This window comes from Acetobacter aceti NBRC 14818, assembly GCF_000193495.2.
In the GTDB taxonomy this organism is placed as follows: domain Bacteria; phylum Pseudomonadota; class Alphaproteobacteria; order Acetobacterales; family Acetobacteraceae; genus Acetobacter; species Acetobacter aceti.
In genome coordinates this window covers 3,388,595-3,411,605 of the sequence record NZ_AP023410.1, presented here as the reverse complement: position 1 = coordinate 3,411,605, position 23,011 = coordinate 3,388,595, and the positions used below count along the sequence as shown (strand labels likewise).

Genomic DNA, 23,011 nt, shown 5'->3' with positions numbered 1-23,011 from the left:
ATGTGGCGGTAGCCGGACTATTCTTACAGATCAACGGCCGCGACAGAAACACCGAACGAACAACGCACTGCATCAAATTTAGAGGGGCTAGACCCCTGAAGCGCTGTTTCCTGCACGCCCTGCAACACACCGGCAGGCTCCGCGATAAAAGTGCGCTCAACCCGTCCTGCCTGTAAAATCACGACATGACAGATCAGTCCGTCAGGCCCTTCAACGGCGGCATACCCCTCACTTCGCTCTTGAGGGATCTTCAGCGGACCAAGAAATGAAGGGCGCTCAGCTTCGTCATCAGGCGTGAACATGGCCCCGAAAGCAGCGATCATCCGCAGGCTTTCGGCAATATCCTCGAAACGGATCCGACAGCGGGCAGCAGCATCGCCTTCAATCGCGACAGGTGTGCGGATTCGGACACCCGAATACGCTTCCATGGACTGGCGCAGATCGGCTCCCCTCCCGCAGCTCCGACCAATTGCTCCTCCCAGCACAAGAGCATCGGCCTGATCCCTAGGAACCACACCCTCTCCGACCAGACCCGACGTCACGACACCGGTTGCCTGCCAGAGCGTCTGGATATCGAGAAAATCCCCCGTTCCGAAGACGGCGATTTCCTCACATAGGGTTCGAAGCCCTTCCAGAACGACATCTTCATGCAGTTGCTCATGCCCGGAAATGGCGAGTGTGACGCCACCCGGCACCACGCAGTCAAGCAACAGACGCCGTCCTATGGCCGCCTGACAGACACGGGAGAGAATATCGCGCGCTTTATAAAGCCGGGTCGCCAGCATTTCCGCACCCGCAGCATCCGCCGTTCGCGCCAGACTGGTGAGATGCGTGTAAATCCTCTCGATCTCACACAGCATCGCCCGGATATGCCCGATCATCGGCGCGACCGTCACACCCATCGCCTGCTCGACCGCAGCGCTGAAGACCCATTGATGCGCCAGCGTCGCGCCCACATGGATTCGCCCACTCAGGGCCGCCGCATCGGCAAGCGAGACACCCGCCATCCGCGCTTCCATCCCCCGATGCGCAAAGCCAGTCAGCGCCTCGACAGTGCGGACACGTCCATTGGCGACACCGAGGCGAAAATGCACGGCCCCTTCTGACCCACCGGATGCCGGTCCACGGGAAAAGACCATCCCCTGCGCGGCAACCACCGGGTCCGGCGTGGAAAACTCCAGCATATCGGTCATCCCTGAAGCGGGAACCGGGCGTTCCGACAAAGGCGCTGTTACCGCCCATGCGCCACGATCGACCAATGGCCGCGTATCCGCCGCATCCATGGCCTCAACGCCCCAGAGATCGCGGATCATGCGTTCGAATGGCGCAGCCCGGTGACGGATAGCTGAAAAACCACGATAGCGCGGACCGTCCAGCACCAGAGACGCCATAAGCGGCCGGAGTCCGACCTCGCCTCCCGGTACGCCATCATTGAAAAAAGCGTGCACTGCCTTGCCGTCACACCAAAGACCCAGCAGAACCGCCGGATCGTCACGCAGACATTCCACCAGATCAAACCAAGTGTCTTCGGTCAGTTCAAAGCGCCACGCCGTTTCGGTCTTCTGACCGTTGCGAATGAGGGTCCGCACTGTGGGTTTGGACGGTTCCTGCGTCACAAGAGCCCCACCACCGAACAGAATGGGCGGAATACTCATGACCGTCCCTCCCTGTTGACGGGCTTTGCGCCACTGACTTTGGGAAGCGTTACTCTGGACGGAAACAGCCGGACACCGGGGCGCAACGCTGGCCATACCGCCGCTATCAGCAGCAGGGCGAGTGGCAGGGATGTCCCCGCCACCAGCATCACAGCCAGAAGAAGCGCTGCGAATCCTGGCAGAAGAAACGCTTGATCCGCCAACAGCGTTACGCGGGAATTCGGCTTTCCGGACAATGAAAGCCAGGGCGTTGCGACAAGCGGACCAAATACAGCCAGATCAGCCACCAGCGGATGGGCAAGACCAGCTGAAACGGCGGCAAGCCCCATCGAAGCCTGTGTCAGCAGGGAAGTCGCCGGCGCTGATCTCAGTCTGAGACGCACAGCTGCGAGCGCGAGTGTCGCAAGACCGGATGCAAAGAACAGTCCTCGGAGACCCAAGGCAGTCACCGGCGGCAGAGGGAATGTCACCAGCAATGCCACCACGGCCAGCGTTGCGGCATTGGCTCTCAGGATTTCCGATGCGTCGCCTGCCCGGTCTGTCCGTGTCGCGCTCAGAGACAGCGTGCAGGGAAACAGGCTGGCGAGCAGGCAGAATCCACATCCTGCTAGCATCCCTTCAATGATCGGATCAGGATGCAGAAATCCGCTACAGACCAAAAGGGCTCCCGTGGCAGCCCGACGGAGCGTGTTCCAGCCCGCAAGCGCACGACCGGCACCAGTATTAAGTAGAATGACACTCAGAACAGGAGCCGACAGCAGCATGGCCGCGCGAGCAACGGGCTCTGAAAGCATCATCGCGAGAGCCAGCAGTCCGGTGGTCCAGAATGGAACGGCGTCCCGCGCCACCAGAGCACGCTCCTCCTCGGGCAACGGTGGCGCAAAGCACTGCGACACCAGACTGACATGCAGGAGCAGACACCCAACCGTCGCCAGAGGCGCTTCGACCATCCATCCCAGTTCAACGCCCTGGCCGGTTGCCGCCAGATAGAGCGAGAGCGGCACATTGAGTGCTGCCAGCGCTACCGCGACAAGGGAGAAATTCGCGGCAAGCTGGGAGAACCGGCTTTGCGTCTCCTCATCGCCCGTTCGACTTTCAGGACCGAAAGCGGCAATGATCGCGCCGGCAAGAAACGGCCAGACAAGGCTGAGGAACAGGATGATATCCGCTGCAATGAGCATCAGAACCCGCCCTCCCTGCGCTCTGTGGATTTCAGTCGCAGAAGGGAAAGACGACGCACCAGCCAGGTTCCGGCTCCGGCAAGCAGTAAAACGCACACACCGATGAGCCAGCCCGCATAGGGATTGCGAATGTTGGCCGCTGTCAGCAGCAATCCGTCACAGGCCGTCAGAAGCCCGGCCAACTGATAGCGTGCGCCAGACCGCAGAGACAGTGTGGCCAGACCAATAAAGGTCACACCAAGCGCCACCGTTACGACTGCCGCGTCGATTGGAATAAACGGAGCAGCGAGAAGCGCCGGGTTCTGAAGCATGTCCTCGGACGGAAGACTGAGGCTGCCGGCAATCAGCAGCGCCAGCGAGAGAATGACTGCCCCGGCCACACGCGACGGACCCGCTTCATCCGTATAGCGTCCCAACCACCATGCCGGACCGATCGGGAGGATCAGCGCGCTCACTGCCGCAAACAGGATGACGGCGGGAAGGGGTTCCGGCGTCACATGACGCAGAAGCAGGATGGAAAGGGCCGTCAGAAGTCCCGTCACCGGCGTCACCATCAGACCGGCGAGGAGCGTCAGCAGAGCCAGCAGCGGCAGAAGGGCAAGCGCGAGCGTCATCGTTTTTCGATATCCGTTCGACGGGTGGCAGGGTGCACCGAAGGTGTTTTTTCTGAAACCCGGCTTTCTTCAGGCATCACGCCAACAGGCGGCATCAGACGGGCAGCGGTCATTAACTGAAGCGCCAGCACCGCCAGCAGCAGCGCGGAGGCCGCCCGCAGACGCACCGCAGCCAGATCACCAAGCGCAAAGGCCCGACCAGTCGCAAGAATGATCGCCAGAAGAAAACTGCGTAACAACCAGCACAGCACGCCGAGCGCCAGCGCACCGCAGCCACTCAGAAAGGAAGGGCTATCAAGCACCGAGGCCAACGAACCGGGCCACATGAGGTCCCCGGCCAGAGTGAGCCATGTCAGAGCCGCAATGTCCCGCGACATCATCAGAAGCGCCCCATCGCTTCCCGGTTCTTCGGAATCGGACTTTTCCACCGGATCGACAGCCGCCAGCATGGCCGCGCCAGCCAGCACGAAGGGCGCGCCTTCCACAAACGGATTTTCATGACCCATGCCCGCCAGCACGGAAGCGAGATCGGTCGTCGCTCCGGCGCTGAACAGCAGCGCTACCAGCAGAAACAGACAAGGCAGCACCAGCGCCAGAGCGACAGCCCGTCCGAATGCGAGCGTGGCGCGTTCCGCAGGCTGGGCCAGTCCCGGCAGCAAGGCGGTGAAACGGGCCAGCACCAACAGCAGCCCCACGAGTAGCAGATCAGACCACGAACGGGTCAAAAGCCCCTGAGTGAAGGCAGGCACAAACAGGGCTGCGCATACGGCGGCGGCCAGAGAAAACGGCGCGACAATCCCGGTGATCATCCCCGCGACCAGCGGAGGCGCATCGCTATGCTGAACCGGAGGAACCTGTCCCCATTCACGACCAATGACGAACCATCGGCGCAGCACAGGCGGCGCTGGAACACCCGTCATCCGTGCCGAGATGAAACGACGAAAACCGCTCAGGAGCGGCCCGAAGAATACTATCAGCGCCAGTTGCAGCCCTATCAGCAGAACGGAAAGAACGATCTGGAGAAGGGTCATGACAGCAGGGCCGAGATGGAAATGCCAAGCGCCACCATAACAAGCACGACAGCAGTCGCATGATCCGCAAAAGGAGCAGCTTTCCGGAGCGCCTGTCGGAGGCGGTGCAAGCCGCGCGCACCAAGGCGCAGCATCCGGAAGCGGGACATGATCCTGCGTCGTCCCCGCAGGAACAGCACTGACCTCAGTGAGGACGGCGCCATATCGACACCCGACCAGATCAGCGGTTCACCAAATGGGAGCCAAGGCGCTCGCGTTGTCAGTCCACCCAGCCACGGGGTCGTCTCACCGACGTGAGTGTCAGGCAGAATCTCGCGTTTCAGCACGGGAACATGAGTCCGCGAACGAAGAGCCTGCTGCTGCGCCAGCCGGATGATCAGCACGATCAGCAACAGAAGCGTCGTCACCCCAAGAGGCATCCATGATGACAGCCCATCCGGTGCAACCAGAGTAAAGAAAGGCTGTGGTGTCGCACGCGGCGCGCCCGTCAATTGTTGCAGGACAGGTTCAGCCAGACGCAGCACACCGCCCGGCACAAACCCGGCCACAACGGCGAACAGGAGCGCACCGGAAACCGGCACCAGAGCCGGCCATATCGCGTCGGGACAGGCCGCCATGCGGGGACTGCGTGCGCTGCCCAGCAAAAGAAGCGCCGCCAGTCTCAGCGCAGCCAGTCCGGTCAGCGCAACAAGCACTCCAAGAGCCAGCAGGAAAGCCAGTGACGGCAGGGCCGCGGCGAAGCCATCCGGCAGCAGACCAAGAGCCGTTTCAACCAGCAGCCACAGGATGGTGAAACCACTGGCTGGCGGCAGAAAGGTAAGAATCAGTAGTGTTATGGCGAACAAGCCTGCCAGTCGTGGCGCAAACAGAATCAGACCGCCCAGACGACCGAGATGATCTGACCCCGCGCCCTCTGCGACCAGCCCGCCGGTGCGCAGAAACGCAATGGCGACGGGCCAGAGCGTCACCAGCCCCAGCACCAGCGTGCAGGCTGCGGCATGCGCTGTCAGCGCAGAACCGGAAGCACCCGCGAGCATCAGCAACCCAATCGAGGTGATGCTCAGCGCGGCAGGCAACCCAGCCAGCCCCGCATTTGCAACGCACCCTTTTCGTGTGGTGAGAGCAGAGGTCACGCGCACGAACGCCAGCAGCATCCCACCGGCAATCAGCGTCGCGGTCATGGCGGGCGTGATCACGGTGTCGGGCCTGAGAAGCACACGACAAAGCAGCAGCAGACCACACCCGGATTCCAGCATCGGGGCCACCGCAAAGTCCGGCTGCCGACGTCCCGCTCCTGCCGCGCAAGCCAGAGCGGCGGCTATAGCCATCCACTCGGCACCGTGAGGCACACCAGGCGCGCAGGCGGCCGCGAAAAGTAGGAGCCGCAGGCACCCGGCGGATGCTTTCTGACGTTCTGGAAGTGCCAGCATCAGCGCCAGACAGCCCGTTACCATTAGAGTAGCGGCATCATTGGCGAAGGTGGCCAGACACGCGACCGAACAGGCGAGCGGAAGGCGGCCACCGGGTCTGATCCATCGCTCCGAACAGCAACCGAGAATGGCGAACACCACCAGAAACAGGCAGCCAAGCGGGTCCAGTGTGAAGAACGGCAGAACGGAACGCGCATCGCCCGCGCTCCATGGCAGCACGATCAGCGCGCCCAATGCCGCGACCAGCCACATTCCCTGACAGGCCAGCCGCTGCTGTCCCGAAGGCAGCCCGATCCATCGCTCTGCCGTGGCCGAAAGCAGGCTGGCGAGGATGACCGGCAACAGGATGAGGATCGTCAGGATGGGGAAATGTCCTGCATGATGCGAACCGACGCGATGCTGTGCGGGCAGTCAGCCCGCTGGGAAAGTCTCAGGCTTTCTTCGTCGCCCACGGGGGTGCCGCCTTGCCGGTCGCTGCACGCTTGCCGACCCACGGTTCAAGTTCGGCAAAGCTACGCACCCGCACAGCCCCCGGCCAGAGCAGCCCTTCCTCCGCGCTGAACACGACAGCCTGACGCAGACCAAGTTTCGCGCCGACATCCGGATATTTCTGGAGCGTGACGCCCAGACCCTTCGTCATGACGGGAAGCTGATCGACAGGGAAGACGAGCAGTCGCTTGTCGCCGCCATAGACCGCGACCTGATCGCCCTGCGCCGGGATGCAGAGACGTGCGCTTTCCTCGCCCTTGAGATTGAGCACCTGCTTACCGCTGCGTTTTTCGGCGGCGAAGTCGGTGTCGGCCACAATCATGCCGCGTCCGACGCTGGAGGCGACGAGGCGCTTCTTGCCGTCCTCGATGACGAACACGGAAAGGATGTCCTCGTCATTCGACAGATCCATCAGCAGGCGCACCGGCTGGCCGTCGCCGCGGCCACGCGGAAGGTCACCAGCATTGACTGTATAGGCGCGACCGTCCGTAGCGAAGAAGCAGATACGGTCGGTGCTCTGGCAGGGCAGCGCAAGGCGGAGATCGTCGCCCTCCTTGAACTTCTGGGTACTGGCGTCGATGCCGTGACCTTTCACGGCACGAACCCAGCCCTTCTCGGACAGGATCATGGTCAGCGGTTCGCGCTCGACCAGCGTGGCGGCGGACAGATCGATCTGCGGTGGCGGTGCGCCGAGCGTGCTGCGACGTGCGCCCAGTGCTCCGGAGCCGAAGTTCTTGCCGATCTCCTTCACTTCGGCGGCGATGCGGGACCAGCGGAGTTTCTCGTCGCCCAGCAGAGCGCGGAGTTCGTCACGTTCGGCGGAGAGAGCGGTGTGCTCCTTGCGGATCTCGATCTCTTCCAGCTTGCGCAGGCTGCGCAAGCGCATGTTGAGGACGGCTTCGGCCTGCATTTCGGTGAGGCTGAAGGTCGTCATCAGGCTGGACTTGGCGTCATCTTCCTCGCGGATGATACGGATCACCTCGTCGAGGTTGAGATAGACGGCGAGGAAGCCTTCGAGGATTTCGAGACGCTTCTCGACGGCGGCGAGGCGATGGGCGCTGCGGCGTTCCAGTACTTCGTGGCGGTGGTCGAGCCATGCCTGCAACACGGAACGCATATCCAGCACGCCGGGCGCGCGGTCCGGGCCGATGACGTTCATGTTGAGCGAGAAGCGGCTTTCGAGCTGGGTCGCCTTGAACAGCGTCTCCATCAGCACTTCCGGCTCGATGGTGCGGTTTCTCGGTTCCAGCACGAGGCGGATATCGGACGAGCTTTCATCGCGGATATCAGCCAGCAGCGGCAGCTTCTTCTGCACCAGCAGGTCGGCGATCTGCTCGATCAGGCGGGATTTCTGCACCTGATAGGGGATTTCGGTGACGACCACCTGCCATGTGCCGAAGCGGCCCTGCTCGGTTTGCCAGCGGGAACGGATACGGAAGCCGCCACGGCCGGTCTCGTAGGCCTTCAGGATAGCGTCCGAATCCTCGACGATAATGCCGCCTGTCGGGAAGTCCGGGCCGGGCATGTGCTGGAGGAGTTCGGCCACAGTCGCATCGGGCTTGCGGATCAGCAGGCCGGCGGCGGCGCAGATTTCACCGGCGTTGTGCGGCGGAATGCTGGTGGCCATGCCGACAGCGATTCCCGCAGCACCATTGGCGAGCAGATTTGGGAAGGCGGCGGGCAGAACAACCGGCTCGGCGTCTTCACCGTCATAGGTGGGGCGGAAATCGACGGCGTCGTCATTGATGCCTTCGAGCAGCGCCTGCGCGACCTTGGTCAGACGGGCTTCGGTATATCGCATGGCGGCGGCGTTATCACCGTCCACGGAACCGAAATTGCCCTGCCCTTCGACAAGCGGGAATCGGACGGCGAAATCCTGCGCGAGCCGCACGAGCGCTTCGTAGACCGAGGCGTCGCCGTGGGGATGGTATTTACCGATCACGTCACCGACGACACGTGCACACTTTTTAAACCCGGATGCGGGATCAAGGCGAAGCTGGTGCATGGCGAAGATGAGACGGCGATGCACTGGCTTGAGACCGTCCCGCACGTCCGGCAACGAGCGGGACATGATTGTCGACAGCGCGTAAGCCAGATACCGCTCGCTCAGGGCGTCGGTAAGTCGGGTGTCCTCGATATGGCCTGCGAACGTGTCACTCATGTCCTGTGTCCTCCGTCGTGCGCACCCATAACGGAGAGATACGCTTTGGCCAACGTCCTGACCGGTTTTTCACGCAGTCCGGCATTTCGATTTGCCTCTCTTTTTGCCGCTCTGGGCGGCCTCGCCGCCTGTTCACCGGCTGATCGCTACCTCCGGACCGGTGAACAACTCGCTTACAGCGGCTTTACTGCTCATCCAGCGGACACCACAGCCCGCTATGAACTCATGAACATTCTGCCCGCAGGCATGCTGACCTATCGGCCCACCAGCACTGGTCCTGTTTATCTCTACGCTGACCGCATCGGTTGTGGCTGCGTCTATATGGGCAGTCAGGCTGCTTTCGTCGATTATTCGCACAAAACCATGAAGGGGATACCGAGTCAGGCCGCCATGACCGCGGAAATCAATCAGCATCCCGGCTGGGACTGGACCGTCTGGTCAGAAAGCGCTGATCCCGGTCCCAATCAGCCTAAACATGTCATTGGCGCTGAGTGGTAAGCGCTTCCCACACGGAGAGAACCAGCCATTTCAGACTGCTGGCTGGCAAATCCTTGTCCTTTTTCGGGCAAAAGAACCATTAAAATAAGAAACTGAGGGATTTCCGCTCAGATTGCCTTTTGTTTGACCGGATTCAGGTTTTATAAATCATGACAAAATTTTACATCTGAACACAGGCAGGTTCATGCCAGAAAACCACAGCAATCCGAGCAATTCCCTGACACTGGCGCGCACCCTGCATGTCGTTCGCAAAGGTGACGCACCCCCCATTATCTCGTTGCCTCCTCATTGTATCCCGGACTCGGAAGAAGCTGCCTACGAGGTGCAGAATCACGTCGCCGCCCTGAATGGCCCCGTGCGTGGCTGGAAGGTCGGAGCGGCAGGACCGGATGCAGAGCCTTCCGCCGCTCCGCTTCACGCTGAAACATTATTTGCGGATGGTGCCGTTATCCCGGCGGATTTCTTTCATCATCGTGGCGTGGAAGCGGAAATTGCCTACCGTTTCGACAGAGCCGTAGGATCGGATCTGAGTCCGGATGCCATTCTGGCTGCTGTTGGCAGCGTGCATCCGGCTATCGAAGTGGTGGACACACGCTTTATCAAGCCCGGCTCGCAGTCCCGACTGGTGCATATGGCCGATCAGCAGAACCACGGCGCCCTTATTCTGGGTCCGGCTTTCTCCGACTGGCGCCATTTCGATCCTGCTCAGGAAAAATTTGTGATGAGGGTCGATCACCGCCGTGTCTCCGAACAGGTCGGCGGCAATGCAGCGGGTGATCTGACACGGTTACTGGTCTGGCTGGCCGGTCATGCAGTCCGACGTGGCTTTCCTATCGAAGCGGGAACGGTTGTGACGACAGGCTCACTCTCGGGTGCATTTTTTGTGCCTCACCGGACGCATGTAAGCGTACAGTTCGGTACGCTCGGCACCGTCACTGCCTTTCTGGAATAATATTCAATTTCCGCCGGTTATTTTTTACACGGCAAAACCTGACTGTGCCCCCTCATGCCATCTGGCATCATGACTGACAGGGATTTGTGAAGTCCCTCCCCATACTCAGCCAAAGGCTTATCTTTGAAACCGTGTGCTTCCATGGAAGCAGTAGACCGCGATTGAGATCAGTTGCCTTCCGGCACCGTCACAAAAGACTGCACAATATCCGCCAGTCTGATTCGTGCTGCGGGTAAAGGGCGATGAAGAGGGCCAAAAACGTCACGCGACAGGAAATGTCCTGTCAGGCGCAGGCCATCTCGCCAGTCCTCTGGTTTACCATAATCCGAATCATCAAGCAGAAAACCGGGCAACGGCAAGAGGCGTGAAGCCCACTTTCCAGCCCCCTCCTGAGACACGGCACGTCCGGTACGGGGAGAAACGTAAATCAGGTCGTCCGTCTGTCCTGTAACGGCGCAACAGGACAAGTCCAGCGCGAAACCAAGGTCCCGCAGCAGGATCGTTTCCCATCGGATCAGCGTTGAGATTTCAGTGCCAATATCCTGCGTGCCAAGCATTGCCAGTACCTGAGCACTGTCCTGACACAGACCGGGATAAGACTCGCCTTCCGCCAGCGCGCTGTCTGCAACAGCACAAAGAGAAGTCAAACAGGCAAGACTGGAGCGCGATGATAGCGCACGGGCGGCATTAGGGCCGGCCATTTCGCCCGTGACTGTCCCGAGCTGCCCCGGAATACGCGTCCGCCACTGGGCCTGCACGAGATTGCCATTCTGCCACGTCGCAGCATTCCGACGCCCAAGGCCGCCTTTGACCAGCCCGTGCGATACGCCCTGAGCCGGTGAAAAGAGATGCACAAGTGCATCTGCCTCCCCAAAGGGAGCAACAGATAAAACAAGGGCGGGTGCTTCCCATTCAAGAGATGCCCCGCCCCCATTCATAATCAGAACGACCCGATCTTAGCTGCCAGCAGCCTTGGCCACTTCAGCAGCGAAGTCATTCTCTTCTTTCTCGATGCCTTCACCGAGCTGATAACGATCAAATCCGACCAGCTTCACACCGGCCTTGGAAAGAACGTCCTTCACGCGGCTCTCGCCGTCATGCACCCAGACCTGCTCAAGAAGAACAACTTCTTCGTAGAACTTGCGGATACGACCGTCGATCATTTTCTCGACAATCGCTTCCGGCTTACCAGAGGCCAGAGCCTGCTCCTTCAGCACGGCGCGCTCACGCTCGACAGCTTCCGGATCAATGCTGCTCACATCCAGAGCAGCCGGACGGGTCGCTGCGACATGCATGCCGACCTGACGACCCAGAGCCATGATGGCGTCGCTCTCGGACGGCGCCTCGATAGCAGCCAGAACGCCAATCTTGCCGAGGCCCGGCTTCAGGGCACCGTGGATGTAGGTAGCGACAACACCCGACGGCACTTCCAGAACACGTGCGCGACGGATCGACATGTTCTCACCGATCGTGGCGATGAGGTGCGTCAGCTCGTCAGCAACCGTGCGGCCGGATGCAACCGTAGCATTCTTGATCTTCTCAAGGTCTTCGCCAACCGTCAGAGCAGCCTTGGCCACTTCCTCGACAAAACCCTGGAACGCTTCGTTACGGGCAACGAAGTCGGTCTCGGCATTCACCTCAACCATCGCTGCGCGCTTGCCTTCGGAAACAACGCCGATCAGACCTTCAGCGGTTACGCGGCCGGACTTCTTCGCAGCAGCGGCGAGGCCCTTCGTGCGCAGCCAGTCAATGGCGCCTTCGATCTCACCGGCAGCTTCCTTGAGCGCCTTTTTGCAGTCCATCATGCCTGCACCGGTCTTCTCGCGCAGTTCCTTCACGAGGGCAGCAGTGATTTCCGCCATGATTCATATCTCCACAATAGCAGCAAGCACGTCACCCTGCGGGACGTGCTTGCAATCTTTCAGTGGCGGAGTCTGTGGAGATGCTCCACGAACTCCCGCCCTTCAATCAACCTGCTTCAGCAGGGGCCGCAGCCGGAGCTTCAGCTGTTTCCTCAACAGCGACAGCCTCGGCAACAGGCAGCTCTTCAGCTGCGCCAAAGTCGCGACCCGAAGCGGTCATCTCGGCGGAGATACCGTCGAGAACAGCGCTGGAAACGAGGTTGCAATACAGCTCGATTGCACGGATGGCGTCATCGTTACCCGGGATCGGGTAGGTCACGCCCTCTGGGTTCGAGTTGCTGTCGAGAACGGCGACGACAGGAATGCCAAGCTTGTTGGCTTCTTCGATCGCCAGCTTCTCTTTCGTTGTGTCGATGACGAACAGGATGTCAGGCAGGCCGCCCATTTCCTTGATACCACCGAGGGAGCGCTCAAGCTTCTCCTTGTCACGGGTGATGTCGAGGATTTCCTTTTTCGTCAGACCCTGCGTCTCACCGCCCAGCATGTCTTCGATCTGGCGCAGACGCTTGATGGAGCCCGTGATGGTCTTCCAGTTGGTCAGCATGCCGCCGAGCCAGCGATGGTTGACGTAGTACTGACCGCAACGCTGAGCGGCTTCAGCAACCTGATCGGACGCTGCGCGCTTGGTGCCGACGAACAGAACACGGCCACCGCTTGCGACTGTGTCACGGATGACCTTCAGCGCGCGGTCAAGCAGAACAACCGTCTGCTGCAGGTCGATGATGTGAACCTGGTTACGCACACCGAACAGGTACGGCGCCATGCGCGGGTTCCAGCGGCGGGTGTGGTGACCAAAGTGGACGCCAGCCTCAAGGAGCTGACGCAGTGTGAAATCAGGCATCGCCATGATTCAGAATCCTTGCGTTCCGGTTGTTCCTCCGCAGCGCACCAAATCCGAAAGAACGGACACCAGTGCGGACGCTGCGTGTGAAGTCCCGTGTCACTGGACACAGGCAGGCGCGGTATGACCATTTTCTGCGAAAAAAGCAACCCTGAAGGTCAGACCGCAATGGAACGGTCATCTCCCGCCCAACCAGACGGAAACTGCCGCATGATAGATGCAGCGTCCGACCGGCGAATAACTCAGACCTACCAAGCGCAGAAACCTGATTCCCGTATCAGCTTTCTGCCTGCAGCGGGACGCCAGAACGGATCAGCAGCTCTCTCAGGTTGCGCACGACCGGGAAGACTTCCACATTGTGGTCGCCGCCGAGTTCTTTCCAGGCCTGCTGCTCCATCTCCACAATCTCCTTGTCTTCCATGAAGATTCGGTTGGTGAAGATGCCCAGAACCGGCCACGCCAGATCGAGCAGGAACTTCCATTTCGGACGTTTCACCGAGAGCAGACCGTAACTTTGCGTTGCCGTCTCGTCCTTGCCGAGCGGGACGTACGCAACCCAGAGATCCATGACGAGGTCGCCGTCCTTATCCCTGATCTGCAACGTCTGGTAAGGATAGGTTGTGCGGATGGTGACGATTTCATCGACCGGCTGGTCTTTGACATCAATATTCCTGTCATGCTTGCCGAAGATGAGGCGCTCGGCCAGCGGCTGATCTCCACCCTTCCGGGCGAAGCTGTAGCTGGCCTCGACAAAGTTCTCGCCTTTGCTCTGCCCCATAAAGCGGGCCGTGATCTGCCCCATCTGTTTCCGATGCAGGAACTGATGATTCATATCCATCAGGTTCTCATGCATGAAGGAATAATGGCAGTTCACCAGTGGATCGAAGTGCCGCGTCTTGAATTCAGGATTGTCAGCCTGACAGGGCACCGGAACCGGAACGGTCTTGGCCAACTCAGGATCACCGGGGAAAATAAAGATCAGACCGCTGCGTTCCTGACAGGGATACGTCTTTACGCCCCGTCCAACGCCCGGCTTGTTAAGATAAGGCACCGTGACACAGGAGCCTTTCCGGTCAAATGACCAGCCATGATAACAGCAGCGCACGACATCGCCATCCACTGTTCCCTTGCTGAGAGGAACCTGCCGATGGGCGCAACGATCCTCAAGCGCATAGATGGGAGAGCCGTCGTCAGGACGGACGATCACAATCGGATCACCAGCGAAGCGTGTTGCAAACGCTTTGCCGGACTTGACCTTTTTGGACCAGGCCACCGGATACCAGAAGTCAGGGTTGAGGCCGACACGACGCAGATCAGGACCGGTGCGGTGGTAAAGCTCACTCGTGACTGTAGCAGCTCTCTGCTCCGCGTCACCCTGCACCTCGGCCGCCTGATTTTCCCGGCTTTCCTGCTGCGTCAACATATCCTGTATTCTCCCGCCTCACCCGCACGACTGCCGTTCCAAAGTGCGGCAATGCCAATTCACTCTTTTTGGCACCGTGCAATGACAGCGTGAAAGGATCAACCTCCCTCACAACGAATACAAGCCGCCGATCTGCATACCAGCACAACCGGATTGTGCTTTGGCCTTGATATCAATCAATATCCTGTCGACCCGGAAGCAAGACCGGTCAGCTCTGGGACAGACCGTAGAGTGAATATTGCTGCATCATGTGGCTGGTCGGATACTGATCAACAACCTCTCCGGTCGTATTATAGGTTTCAACCACCACAATACCGAGCGCCGGGTCGATATGGGACGCCGGATTGATCACCGGCAGGGCGTTCAGCCTCGACGCTGTCGTGGCGGCAGTCGTGGTTTTATTTGCTGACGAACCATTTCGCGTATCGTCACTCACTGAAGACGCGATGGGATTCTGCACAGTGGCAGTAGCTGTTGTCGAGATATCCATCCTGCTTCTCCGAGGACAGTTCAGTTATTCAGGATTCAACCTATGTCATTTTATAGACAAAAATACAACCAAAAGTTGCATCACCTTATCTCGATTGCCGTTATACCAGAAATCATCTTCAGAGCCTGTCCCACAACCGGGCTCAGCCGGTAACCGGTGCGCAGACGAACTTCCAGTTCCTGCGTATCCGAAATACGGGGAAGCAGCACAACCCGGCCTTTGCCACCCTGCTGTCGGGACAGGACCGCCTGGATATCACTGACAGCCTCAGCATCCTCAAGCCAGATTCGCATTTCTCCACCGGTCTGGGAGGCAACATCCTCCAGTTCCACAAGATCGGAAGCCGTAATGCGCATCGCCTCGCCTTCCAGCTTCAGATCAGCCGTCACAAGCACGGCGCGGCCTGCCACCAGAATATCCCTGACGCGTCCAAGCACCTCTGAGAACAGTGTCACCTCACAACTTCCGGTTGCGTCTGAAAGCCGCAACCAGGCCATCTTGCTACCGCTCCGGGTTGGGCGCTCCTTGCGGTCCACAACACACCCCGCAATCTTGACCCGTGTGATGCCACCTTCTGCTGTTGGCAGGAGCTGGGACATGGGCACAACACCCAGCCGCCGCATGACCGGTTTATAGGAATCGAGCGGATGACCGGTCATATGAAAGCCGATCGCATCTGCTTCGTACGACAGCTTCTCAAACTCGGGCCAGTCCTGCTCCTTCGACAGATGCAAGGGTTCCGGTTCGGCAGGACCGCCAAACAATCCCCCCTGCCCGCTGTTCATTTCCTGCACGCGGGCATGAGCACGTTTGAGGATCATTTCGATAGCGCTGAACACGCGCGCCCGATTTGGCTCCATTGAGTCGAAAGCCCCAGCGCGTGCGAGGTTTTCGAGCTGCATCTTGTTCAGGTTCTTCGGGTCCACGCGGGCAGAAAAATCAGCCAGATCACGGAACGGCTTGCTGCCACGCGCTTCCATCAAACCTTGCATGGCGACAAAGCCGACCTTCTTCACCGCCGCCAGCGCATAACGAATGGCGAGGGTACCGTCCTCCTGCTTCTCAACCTTGAAGTCGGCATCGGATTTGTTGATATCGGGCGGCAACACACGGATGCCGAGACGCTCCGCTTCCTGACGCAAAGCGGCCAGTTTTTCCGTCCGCTCCCGCGCCAGCGACATACAGGCGGCGAGGAACGACACGGGGTAGTTCGCCTTCATCCATGCTGTCTGATACGACACCAGAGCGTAGGCAGCGGCATGGGATTTATTGAAGCCATAGTCAGCGAACTTCGCCATCAGGTCGAAGACTTCGACGGCCTTGTCCTTCGGAATACCGCGCCCCGTAGCACCTTCGGTGAAGATCTCGCGCTGCTTGTCCATTTCGGCGCGGATCTTCTTACCCATCGCACGACGCAGAAGGTCAGCGGCGCCGAGACTGTAACCCGCCATTTTCTGGGCGATCTGCATGACCTGTTCCTGATAGACCATGATGCCATAGGTCTCTTCCAGGATATCGCGGATTTCCTCGTGCGGCGGCTCCCATGCCTCGCCGTGCTTACGCCGACAGTAATCGGGGATATTGGCCATCGGACCCGGACGATAAAGCGCCACGGCGGCGATCAGGTCTTCCAGTCGGGTCGGGCGCATCTGCTTGAGGACATCCCTCATGCCCGCGCCTTCGAACTGGAACACGCCGGCGGTATCGCCGCGTGACAGCATTTCGTAAGTCAGCTTGTCGTCGAGCGGGATTTTCGCAAGATCGACCTCGATGCCGAGGCCTTTCAGGAACCGCACACCACGCTGGAGAATGGTGAGCGTGGTCAGGCCGAGGAAGTCGAACTTCACCAGTCCTGCCTGCTCGACATATTTCATGTTGAACTGCGTGACGAGCATGTCGCTCTTCGGATCGCGATAAAGCGGGACAAGATCGACAAGTTTACGATCACCGATCACCACGCCGGCAGCATGGGTCGAGGCGTGACGGTACAGCCCTTCCAGCTGCTGCCCGATTTCCATCAGACGACGCAAAGCCTCGTCAGTATCACGCATTTCCTGAAGTTTCGGCTCGCCGGCGATGGCGTCCTTCAGGGTAGTCGGCTTGGCGGGATTGTTGGGGATCAGTTCCGCGACACGGTTGACCATGCCGTATGGGAGACCAAGCACACGCCCAACGTCACGAACCGCAGCGCGGGCCTGCAACTTTCCGAAGGTGATGATCTGTGCCACGCGATCGCCACCATATTCACGGCGAACGTAGGAAATCACTTCATCGCGGCGGTCCTGACAGAAATCGATATCGAAGTCAGGCATCGAGACACGTTCCGGGTTCAGGAAGCGCTCGAACAGCAGGTTGAACGGAAGCGGGTCGATGTCGGTGATGGTAAGGGCATAGGCCACCAGCGAGCCTGCGCCGGAACCACGCCCCGGCCCCACCGGAATATCATGGGCTTTCGCCCACTGGATGAAGTCAGCAACGATCAGGAAGTAGCCCGGAAATCCCATACGGGAGATGATGTCGAGCTCAAACTCAAGCCGTTCCTTGTAAACCTCACGCGTTTTCTCATCGGCACTGATGGCGGCCAGACGAAGCTCCAGCCCTTCTCGTGCCATGGCGCGAACGGTTTCGTCTTCGGTCTGGCCCTCGCGCACCTTCGGACACATCGGCAGCAGCGGCTTGCGGGTTTCGACCTTGATGGCACAGCTTTTCGCAATCGCCAGCGTGTTGTCACAGGCGTCCGGCAGATCAGCGAACAGCTTACGCATGTCAGCCGGCGGCTTGAACCAGCATTCCGGCGAGACTTTCCAGCGATCTTTCTCCGCCATGGTTCGCCCCTGCGCGATGCAGATCAACGCATCATGCGCCTCATGCATCTTCGGCTGCGGGAAGAAGCACTCATTGGTCGCCACAATCGGCAAGCGCATTCGGTCAGCAAGCGCCAGCACACCGGGCTCGACGGCTTCCTCTATCGGAAGACCGAGCCGATTGAGCTCCACAACGAGATTGTCGCCAAACGCTTCATGCAGTCGCGCCAGCCATGCTTCAGCCTGCTCCTGCTGTCCTTCCGCCAGCATCTGATAGAGCGGACCGCGCGTGCCGCCTGTCAGCAGGAAAAGTCCCTTACTCCGCTCACACAGCATATCGAGCGTAACGGTGGGATCCGCCGTGTCGCCTTCAAGAAACCCTGCGGAGGACAGGAACTGAAGGTTCGATAGCCCCTCCTCGTTACGCGCCAGCAAGACTATCGGTTCCGATGGTGTGCCGGGCCGATCATCACGCGGTGGCAAGCCAATCTGGCAACCAATGATCGGCTGAACGCCTTTTCCCGAGCAGTATTGCGAGAATTCCAGCCCACCGAAAAGATTGCCTGTGTCGGTAATAGCGACGGCGGGCATCTCCATGCCTCGTGCCAGCGCAACCAGTTCGGGAATGCGGATGGCACCCTGGCTGAGGGAATAGGCGGAATGAACGCGGAGATGGACGAAATCGGCGTGAGGCATGGAATGTATCATAGCACAGCATGACAGGCGCTGGGGAGACATCTCATTTCTTGCAAAGAAACATAATAAAAATATTGATATTAAGTTGATGCGACAATATCAACTACTTAGCATTGAAGAAGATTACCCAAAATGACAAAAAATAAGATTAATTCCGTTTCTGAAAGCCTCGTAAAGATACTAAAAAACTACCGTGAAGACTACCCAGAAGCCTGCGCGCTTACTGATGCCTACATACAGACATTGCCGGATATGAACAGAAATATACTGAGCAGCAACCTGAAAACTCCCGAACTGATCACGTCCGGCATTCTGGTGGCAGGCATGGGTACATTATTTTATACGACGGCCCCATCAATCTTCTTCCCTCCTTTTTATTCGATTGCAAAAAACATAAGCGAGTTTGTGCTTATCTCATGGCTATTCACCGCTTCTGTCATTGTATTCTTCGCAGTTGAAATTACAAAAATCTTCATAACGTCAGATACACTCAAACAGTTGAACATCAATAATGATCTGACATCCTTTCTGAAATTATGGGAAGAAATAGAAAGTAATAAAGAAATACCAGCAGAAGCAACACGCAAAATCCAGACAAAAATCACATTACTCAACTTTGAAAACGCTTGCAAATATCAGAAACATATCCAGATCGTTTTCTGGTTTGCCCGTTTTTGCACAATTATTCAGGGACTCACGATTGCCGTCGCCGCTTTTTCAGCAGGGTGGATCGAGCAGGCACACAAACAATACCCACACTGTTTTTCGGATGTCACGCCCGGCGATGTTGGTAAAGCTGAAAAATGCCAGTCCGAGATCAGATTATGGAAACAGCCACTTCTGAAACCTCAACAGTAAACTTGCCCTCCACACCATTAATTAAAGGCTTCTCGATTGCCATAAAAAATATCCATTCTGTCATACACGAATCAAGGTTCCTCTTTATGAAGCGCTTACTTTTTGTCTTACTGCTTTTCGTGCCAATGCTCGCTCACGCAGCGACCCAGAACGTAATACTGAGCGCTGGCAACACTACCTCCCGACTGCATGCAAAGACCCTTTTCATGCCTGTCGATGGCACCTTCGAGAAAGTCGTTGGAGCCCTTTCCTACGATCCCGAAACGCAGGTTTGTCACATCGATCTCAGAATGGAGGTCAGCTCCCTGAAGGTTGGCAGCGCGCTTCTACGCACAGCGATGCTATCCGGGCTTATGCTGGATAGTGATGACCATCCCTCCATGCGCTTCGCTGGTGACTGCCAGCCAAAAATCACCAATAACAAGCTGGAAACCTTGCTCGTGGGCAAACTCACCATGCGTGGACAGACGCATCCCCTTACATTCAAGGTCAAGATGCATTTTTCGCGTAACACACTGACTGAAATCAGCAGTTCCGCGACTTTCGACCAGCGCCAATGGGGCTTGAGCACAATGCTGGGTACGGTGCAGCCACTCGTTCAGGCCGAAACGAGCATCATACTGAAGTAATATAAAAAAACAGATGAATAACTTGCTGCCAATCGTAAATCAGGGAACTCAATAAAATAAAAATACCGAAGATGAATTCATCTTCGGTATAACAATGGCCGAAAATTTATTTTCTCTACGGGTATATGGAAGAACACTTCTCCCATACAGCCGCACATTTATGTCAGCCCTGCTTTGGGCAGAACAGAACACGCAGCGACCGCACACCCTGCGCGCCGTGGATCAGCACACCTTCAATGTCCGCAGTTGCAGACGGCCCCGTCTGGAAAACCGCATATTTATGTTCGCGCAATTCCGGACGCCGGTAAGCGTTATGCAGGTTGGCCACGATCTGCGAAGGATCAAGCAGAACAATCAGATGCTGCGGGAGATAACCGCTCGTATTGACGATCAGTTCGTCATCCGTGAGGCAGAGCGAACCTGTCTCGGCCACGCCAAAAGCCGCACGCACAACACCGATTTCCACATCGGCAAGAGAATGCGGGTCCATGTCCGGCAGAATCTGACGGATCTGGAGAGATGCATCCCCATGCAGTTCCGGCACACAGGTAGCGATAATGCCCTTGTCCGCCACTGCGGCGCGAAGGGCGGAAATCGGATCCTGCCCCTGAGAATCAAGCACTTTTCCGCCCATCTTCACGAGCATTTCGGAAAAGGCCGTCACCAGATCGGATGGAGCTTTCTCATCGAACAGTGGCACGTCCGGCAGCGGAGGCTGAATTTTCGGACGATTGGCCCGGATAGCGGCGAAAATCGCCGCGCGGCTGTCTGTGCTGCTCATCACTTCTTCTTCCCATCCACGCCACGGGTACGCTTATACCACTGATGGAATGTTTCCTTTGGCACATGCGGCATTTCACGACCACGCGTCCAGGTGTTCAGCTTGTTATACAGAACGAAGCGCGGCAAATGACGCAGGGCGCTGTCGGCCATCGGCAGGCTCGCACGATACAGCTTCGGTGACGCCAGCAGGGCCCCTGCCGCTTTCATCATGCTCTTCTTGAAAGCCGGAATTTCGTGATTCTCGGCCAGAACCTGACGCCAGTCGGCAATCTGCTCGTGAATGTTGATCTTCACCGGACAGACGTTCGTGCAGCTTCCGTTCATGGTCGAGGAGAACGGCAGCGTCGAATATTTATGGCGGTTGAAGGTCGGATCGATAATTAGCCCGATTGGACCGGCATAAGTCGCGCCATAGCTAAGACCGCCGGAACGACGGAACACCGGACAGGTGTTCATGCACGCACCGCAACGGATACATTTCAGGGAGGTCCAGAACTTCTCCAGCCCGAGACGATCCGTCCGGCCGTTATCGACGATCACGATATGCATTTCAGCCCCGCGGCGTGGGCCACGGAAATGCGACGTGTACTGCGTGATCGGTGAGCCCAGAGCACTGCGGGACAGCATCCGGACGAACACCGCCAGCGAGTTCAGGTTCGGGATGATCTTCTCGATGCCCATCGAGACAATGTGCAGGCCCGTCGTGTTGGCTGACAGATCCGCGTTGCCTTCGTTGGTGCAGACCACAACCGAACCGGTTTCCGCAACCGCGAAGTTGCAGCCCGTCATACCCGCATCTGCTTTCAGGATCAGCGGACGCGTATGTTCGCGCTGCTGCTCGGTCAGATAGCTGACGTCAGAATTGTCCGGGTCAGAGCCGAGTGTTTTTGCAAACACTTCTGCCACGTCCGTCCGCAGCTTGTGAACCGCAGGCACCACGACGTGGCTGGGGTTTTCATTATCAAGCTGCTGGATCCGCTCGCCAAGGTCGGTCTCGACAACCGTGACCCCTTCATGCGCCATCGCTTCACGGAAGCCGCATTCCTCGGTGAGCATGGATTTGCTCTTGATGAGGCTTTTGGCATTCTTGGAGCGCAGAATTTCCGCAACGATGCTGTTATGCTCGGCAGCATCCTTCGCCCAGTGAACCTTGACGCCATTCGCAATGGCGTTCTTCTCGAACTGCTCGAGATAAGTGTCCAGATGCGTCAGCGTGTGCGTCTTGATGTCGGACGCAAGCTGGCGGAGATCTTCCCACTCTTCGATGATCTCTTTCTGACCATCGCGCTTTTTGCGCAGATCCCACAGACGCTGGTCATGCATGGCCAGATGCTGGGGAGCTGCCATGAAACGGCGCGCTGCTTCCTGCTGATCGATCGGATGATTGCCCCGAATGACCGCGCCACGAGGCTGCGGCTCAGGACCACGGGCCGGCATGGTGACGGACGCGCCAGCACCATGCGTCAGATTGGCAGGTGCGCCATCGTTAGTGCGACCGGCCGGTGTGGTCGGCGCCGTCTGATTCTCGATGCTCATACCCGTTCCCCGTTCAGGATCTGCGAAATGTGGATGTATTTCGTCGGCAGACCGAGCCGCTTGGCGCACCCTTCCTGGTGCATCATGCAAGAACTGTCTGAAGAAGTTACATATTCCGCGCCGGACTTCGCCTGATCCCGCGCCTTGTCCTGCCCCATACGGGCGGATGTCGCTTCCTCGAACACGGAGAAAGTGCCGCCAAAACCACAGCATTCATCCGGACGGGTAATATCGACCAGTTCGAGCCCCTTCACCATGCCGAGCAGATCACGTGGCTTGGAGAATGTCTTCTCGCGGAGTTCCGTCATGCTGGCGATATTGAGGCCGCGCAGGGCGTTGCAGTTATTGTGCAGCGCCACCTTGTGCGGAAATTCAGCCCACGGAAAACCGTCCACTTTCAGCACGTCATGCAGAAACTCGACCAGTTCGTATGTGTGCTCGCGAACGTGCTTCACATCATCGGTCTGTGCAACGGCGTCGAAGTTATTGCGGATGTGGTTCACGCAGCTGCCGGACGGCGCAACGATATAATCATAATCCTTGAAGTTACGAACGAAGAGTTCCTCCGTCGCTTTTGATTCCTTGTGACAGCCCGTGTTGGTCATCGGCTGACCGCAGCAGGTCTGGTCAAACGGATATTCAACTTCGCAGCCGAAGCGCTCCAGCAACTCGAGCGTCGCCTGCCCCACCTCGGGGTGAAACGCATCAACGTAACACGGAACAAACAACCCAACTCGCATGGAACGCTTCCTCAAAGAGATGACCCCGCCATTCTCGAAAGGGGGTGCCACCTTATAGCTATTACAGGTGCCGGAAATGCTCTTTTCGCACACTCCTGTCGAGTTCAGATCCGCCCGCTTCAGACAGACATTCCCGCCAGACCCGGAAATGAAACCGGCATTTTGATTCGGTCCTGACTATTACGTCCGGAGCGCCACAAGTAAACCGATACAGATCAACAGTTCGATACTCAGGTCCCCAGACGACATCGCCCCGACGAAACTGCCGGGGCGATGAA

19 protein-coding genes are annotated in these 23,011 nt (G+C 58.3%); 4 read left to right on the top strand and 15 right to left on the bottom strand.

Annotated elements, in window-relative coordinates; translation table 11 throughout:
- Positions 1 to 23: 23 nt before the first annotated feature.
- From EMQ_RS15610 to parC, 6 genes are all read right to left on the bottom strand, one after another.
- Positions 24 to 1,655, bottom strand: coding sequence for an NADH-quinone oxidoreductase subunit D-related protein (locus EMQ_RS15610; RefSeq protein ID WP_010665686.1), 1,632 nt, complete (start codon positions 1,653 to 1,655; stop codon positions 24 to 26).
- Positions 1,652 to 2,836 (bottom strand): hypothetical protein, encoded by a 1,185-nt coding sequence (locus EMQ_RS15605; RefSeq protein ID WP_010665687.1) that lies wholly within the window; start codon positions 2,834 to 2,836, stop codon positions 1,652 to 1,654. The genes EMQ_RS15610 and EMQ_RS15605 overlap by 4 nt, the downstream gene beginning before the upstream one ends.
- Positions 2,836 to 3,450: a hypothetical protein gene (locus EMQ_RS15600; protein WP_010665688.1), complete on the bottom strand. Its 615-nt coding sequence runs from the start codon at positions 3,448 to 3,450 to the stop codon at positions 2,836 to 2,838. The genes EMQ_RS15605 and EMQ_RS15600 overlap by 1 nt, the downstream gene beginning before the upstream one ends.
- Positions 3,447 to 4,481 carry a hypothetical protein gene (locus tag EMQ_RS15595; RefSeq protein ID WP_010665689.1) on the bottom strand — a complete coding sequence of 345 codons (1,035 nt, stop codon included), beginning with the start codon at positions 4,479 to 4,481 and terminating at the stop codon, positions 3,447 to 3,449. Before EMQ_RS15595 ends, EMQ_RS15600 begins: the two co-directional genes overlap by 4 nt.
- Complete coding sequence (locus EMQ_RS15590; protein ID WP_010665690.1) at positions 4,478 to 6,253, bottom strand: hypothetical protein; 1,776 nt, start codon at positions 6,251 to 6,253, stop codon at positions 4,478 to 4,480. Before EMQ_RS15590 ends, EMQ_RS15595 begins: the two co-directional genes overlap by 4 nt.
- 88 nt (positions 6,254 to 6,341) lie before the next feature.
- Entirely contained in the window at positions 6,342 to 8,561 is a 2,220-nt protein-coding gene (gene parC, locus EMQ_RS15585; protein ID WP_010665691.1) for a DNA topoisomerase IV subunit A, read from the bottom strand.
- A gap of 45 nt (positions 8,562 to 8,606) precedes the next feature.
- On the opposite strand from parC, the gene EMQ_RS15580 reads away from it, so the two are divergent.
- Together EMQ_RS15580 and EMQ_RS15575 are read left to right on the top strand one after the other, a co-directional pair.
- Complete coding sequence (locus EMQ_RS15580; RefSeq protein ID WP_010665692.1) at positions 8,607 to 9,059, top strand: hypothetical protein; 453 nt, start codon at positions 8,607 to 8,609, stop codon at positions 9,057 to 9,059.
- A gap of 184 nt (positions 9,060 to 9,243) precedes the next feature.
- Positions 9,244 to 10,011 (top strand): 2-keto-4-pentenoate hydratase, encoded by a 768-nt coding sequence (locus EMQ_RS15575; protein ID WP_010665693.1) that lies wholly within the window; start codon positions 9,244 to 9,246, stop codon positions 10,009 to 10,011.
- Between the two features lie 167 nt (positions 10,012 to 10,178).
- Here EMQ_RS15575 and recO read toward each other — a convergent pair whose 3' ends face one another.
- The 6 genes from recO to dnaE all read right to left on the bottom strand — a co-directional run bounded on the left by recO (position 10,179) and on the right by dnaE (position 18,187).
- Positions 10,179 to 10,949 carry a DNA repair protein RecO gene (gene recO / locus EMQ_RS15570; RefSeq protein ID WP_018307716.1) on the bottom strand — a complete coding sequence of 257 codons (771 nt, stop codon included), beginning with the start codon at positions 10,947 to 10,949 and terminating at the stop codon, positions 10,179 to 10,181.
- Positions 10,950 to 10,967: 18 nt separating this feature from the next.
- Complete coding sequence (gene tsf / locus EMQ_RS15565) at positions 10,968 to 11,873, bottom strand: translation elongation factor Ts (RefSeq protein WP_018307717.1); 906 nt, start codon at positions 11,871 to 11,873, stop codon at positions 10,968 to 10,970.
- A 106-nt stretch (positions 11,874 to 11,979) separates the two neighbouring features.
- On the bottom strand, positions 11,980 to 12,780 hold the full coding sequence (rpsB, locus tag EMQ_RS15560; protein ID WP_010669057.1) for a 30S ribosomal protein S2: 801 nt from the start codon (positions 12,778 to 12,780) through the stop codon (positions 11,980 to 11,982).
- A gap of 271 nt (positions 12,781 to 13,051) precedes the next feature.
- Positions 13,052 to 14,197, bottom strand: a complete 1,146-nt coding sequence (locus EMQ_RS15555) for an aromatic ring-hydroxylating oxygenase subunit alpha (RefSeq protein WP_018307718.1) — start codon at positions 14,195 to 14,197, stop codon at positions 13,052 to 13,054.
- A gap of 208 nt (positions 14,198 to 14,405) precedes the next feature.
- Entirely contained in the window at positions 14,406 to 14,687 is a 282-nt protein-coding gene (locus EMQ_RS15550; RefSeq protein WP_010668094.1) for a hypothetical protein, read from the bottom strand.
- Between the two features lie 80 nt (positions 14,688 to 14,767).
- A complete protein-coding gene (gene dnaE, locus EMQ_RS15545) occupies positions 14,768 to 18,187 on the bottom strand; it encodes a DNA polymerase III subunit alpha (RefSeq protein ID WP_010668093.1) in 3,420 nt (1,139 codons plus the stop codon).
- A gap of 132 nt (positions 18,188 to 18,319) precedes the next feature.
- Here dnaE and EMQ_RS15540 point away from each other — a divergent pair, with 132 nt between their 5' ends.
- On the top strand, positions 18,320 to 19,045 hold the full coding sequence (locus EMQ_RS15540; protein WP_018307719.1) for a hypothetical protein: 726 nt from the start codon (positions 18,320 to 18,322) through the stop codon (positions 19,043 to 19,045).
- Complete coding sequence (locus EMQ_RS15535; protein WP_232092252.1) at positions 19,012 to 19,674, top strand: YceI family protein; 663 nt, start codon at positions 19,012 to 19,014, stop codon at positions 19,672 to 19,674. The genes EMQ_RS15540 and EMQ_RS15535 overlap by 34 nt, the downstream gene beginning before the upstream one ends.
- 163 nt (positions 19,675 to 19,837) lie before the next feature.
- Here EMQ_RS15535 and EMQ_RS15530 read toward each other — a convergent pair whose 3' ends face one another.
- From EMQ_RS15530 to EMQ_RS15520, 3 genes are all read right to left on the bottom strand, one after another.
- A complete protein-coding gene (locus tag EMQ_RS15530) occupies positions 19,838 to 20,455 on the bottom strand; it encodes a LutC/YkgG family protein (protein WP_010667858.1) in 618 nt (205 codons plus the stop codon).
- On the bottom strand, positions 20,455 to 21,894 hold the full coding sequence (locus EMQ_RS15525) for a lactate utilization protein B (RefSeq protein WP_231368035.1): 1,440 nt from the start codon (positions 21,892 to 21,894) through the stop codon (positions 20,455 to 20,457). Before EMQ_RS15525 ends, EMQ_RS15530 begins: the two co-directional genes overlap by 1 nt.
- A gap of 95 nt (positions 21,895 to 21,989) precedes the next feature.
- Positions 21,990 to 22,733, bottom strand: a complete 744-nt coding sequence (locus EMQ_RS15520) for a (Fe-S)-binding protein (RefSeq protein WP_010667856.1) — start codon at positions 22,731 to 22,733, stop codon at positions 21,990 to 21,992.
- Between the last annotated feature and the right edge of the window lie 278 nt (positions 22,734 to 23,011).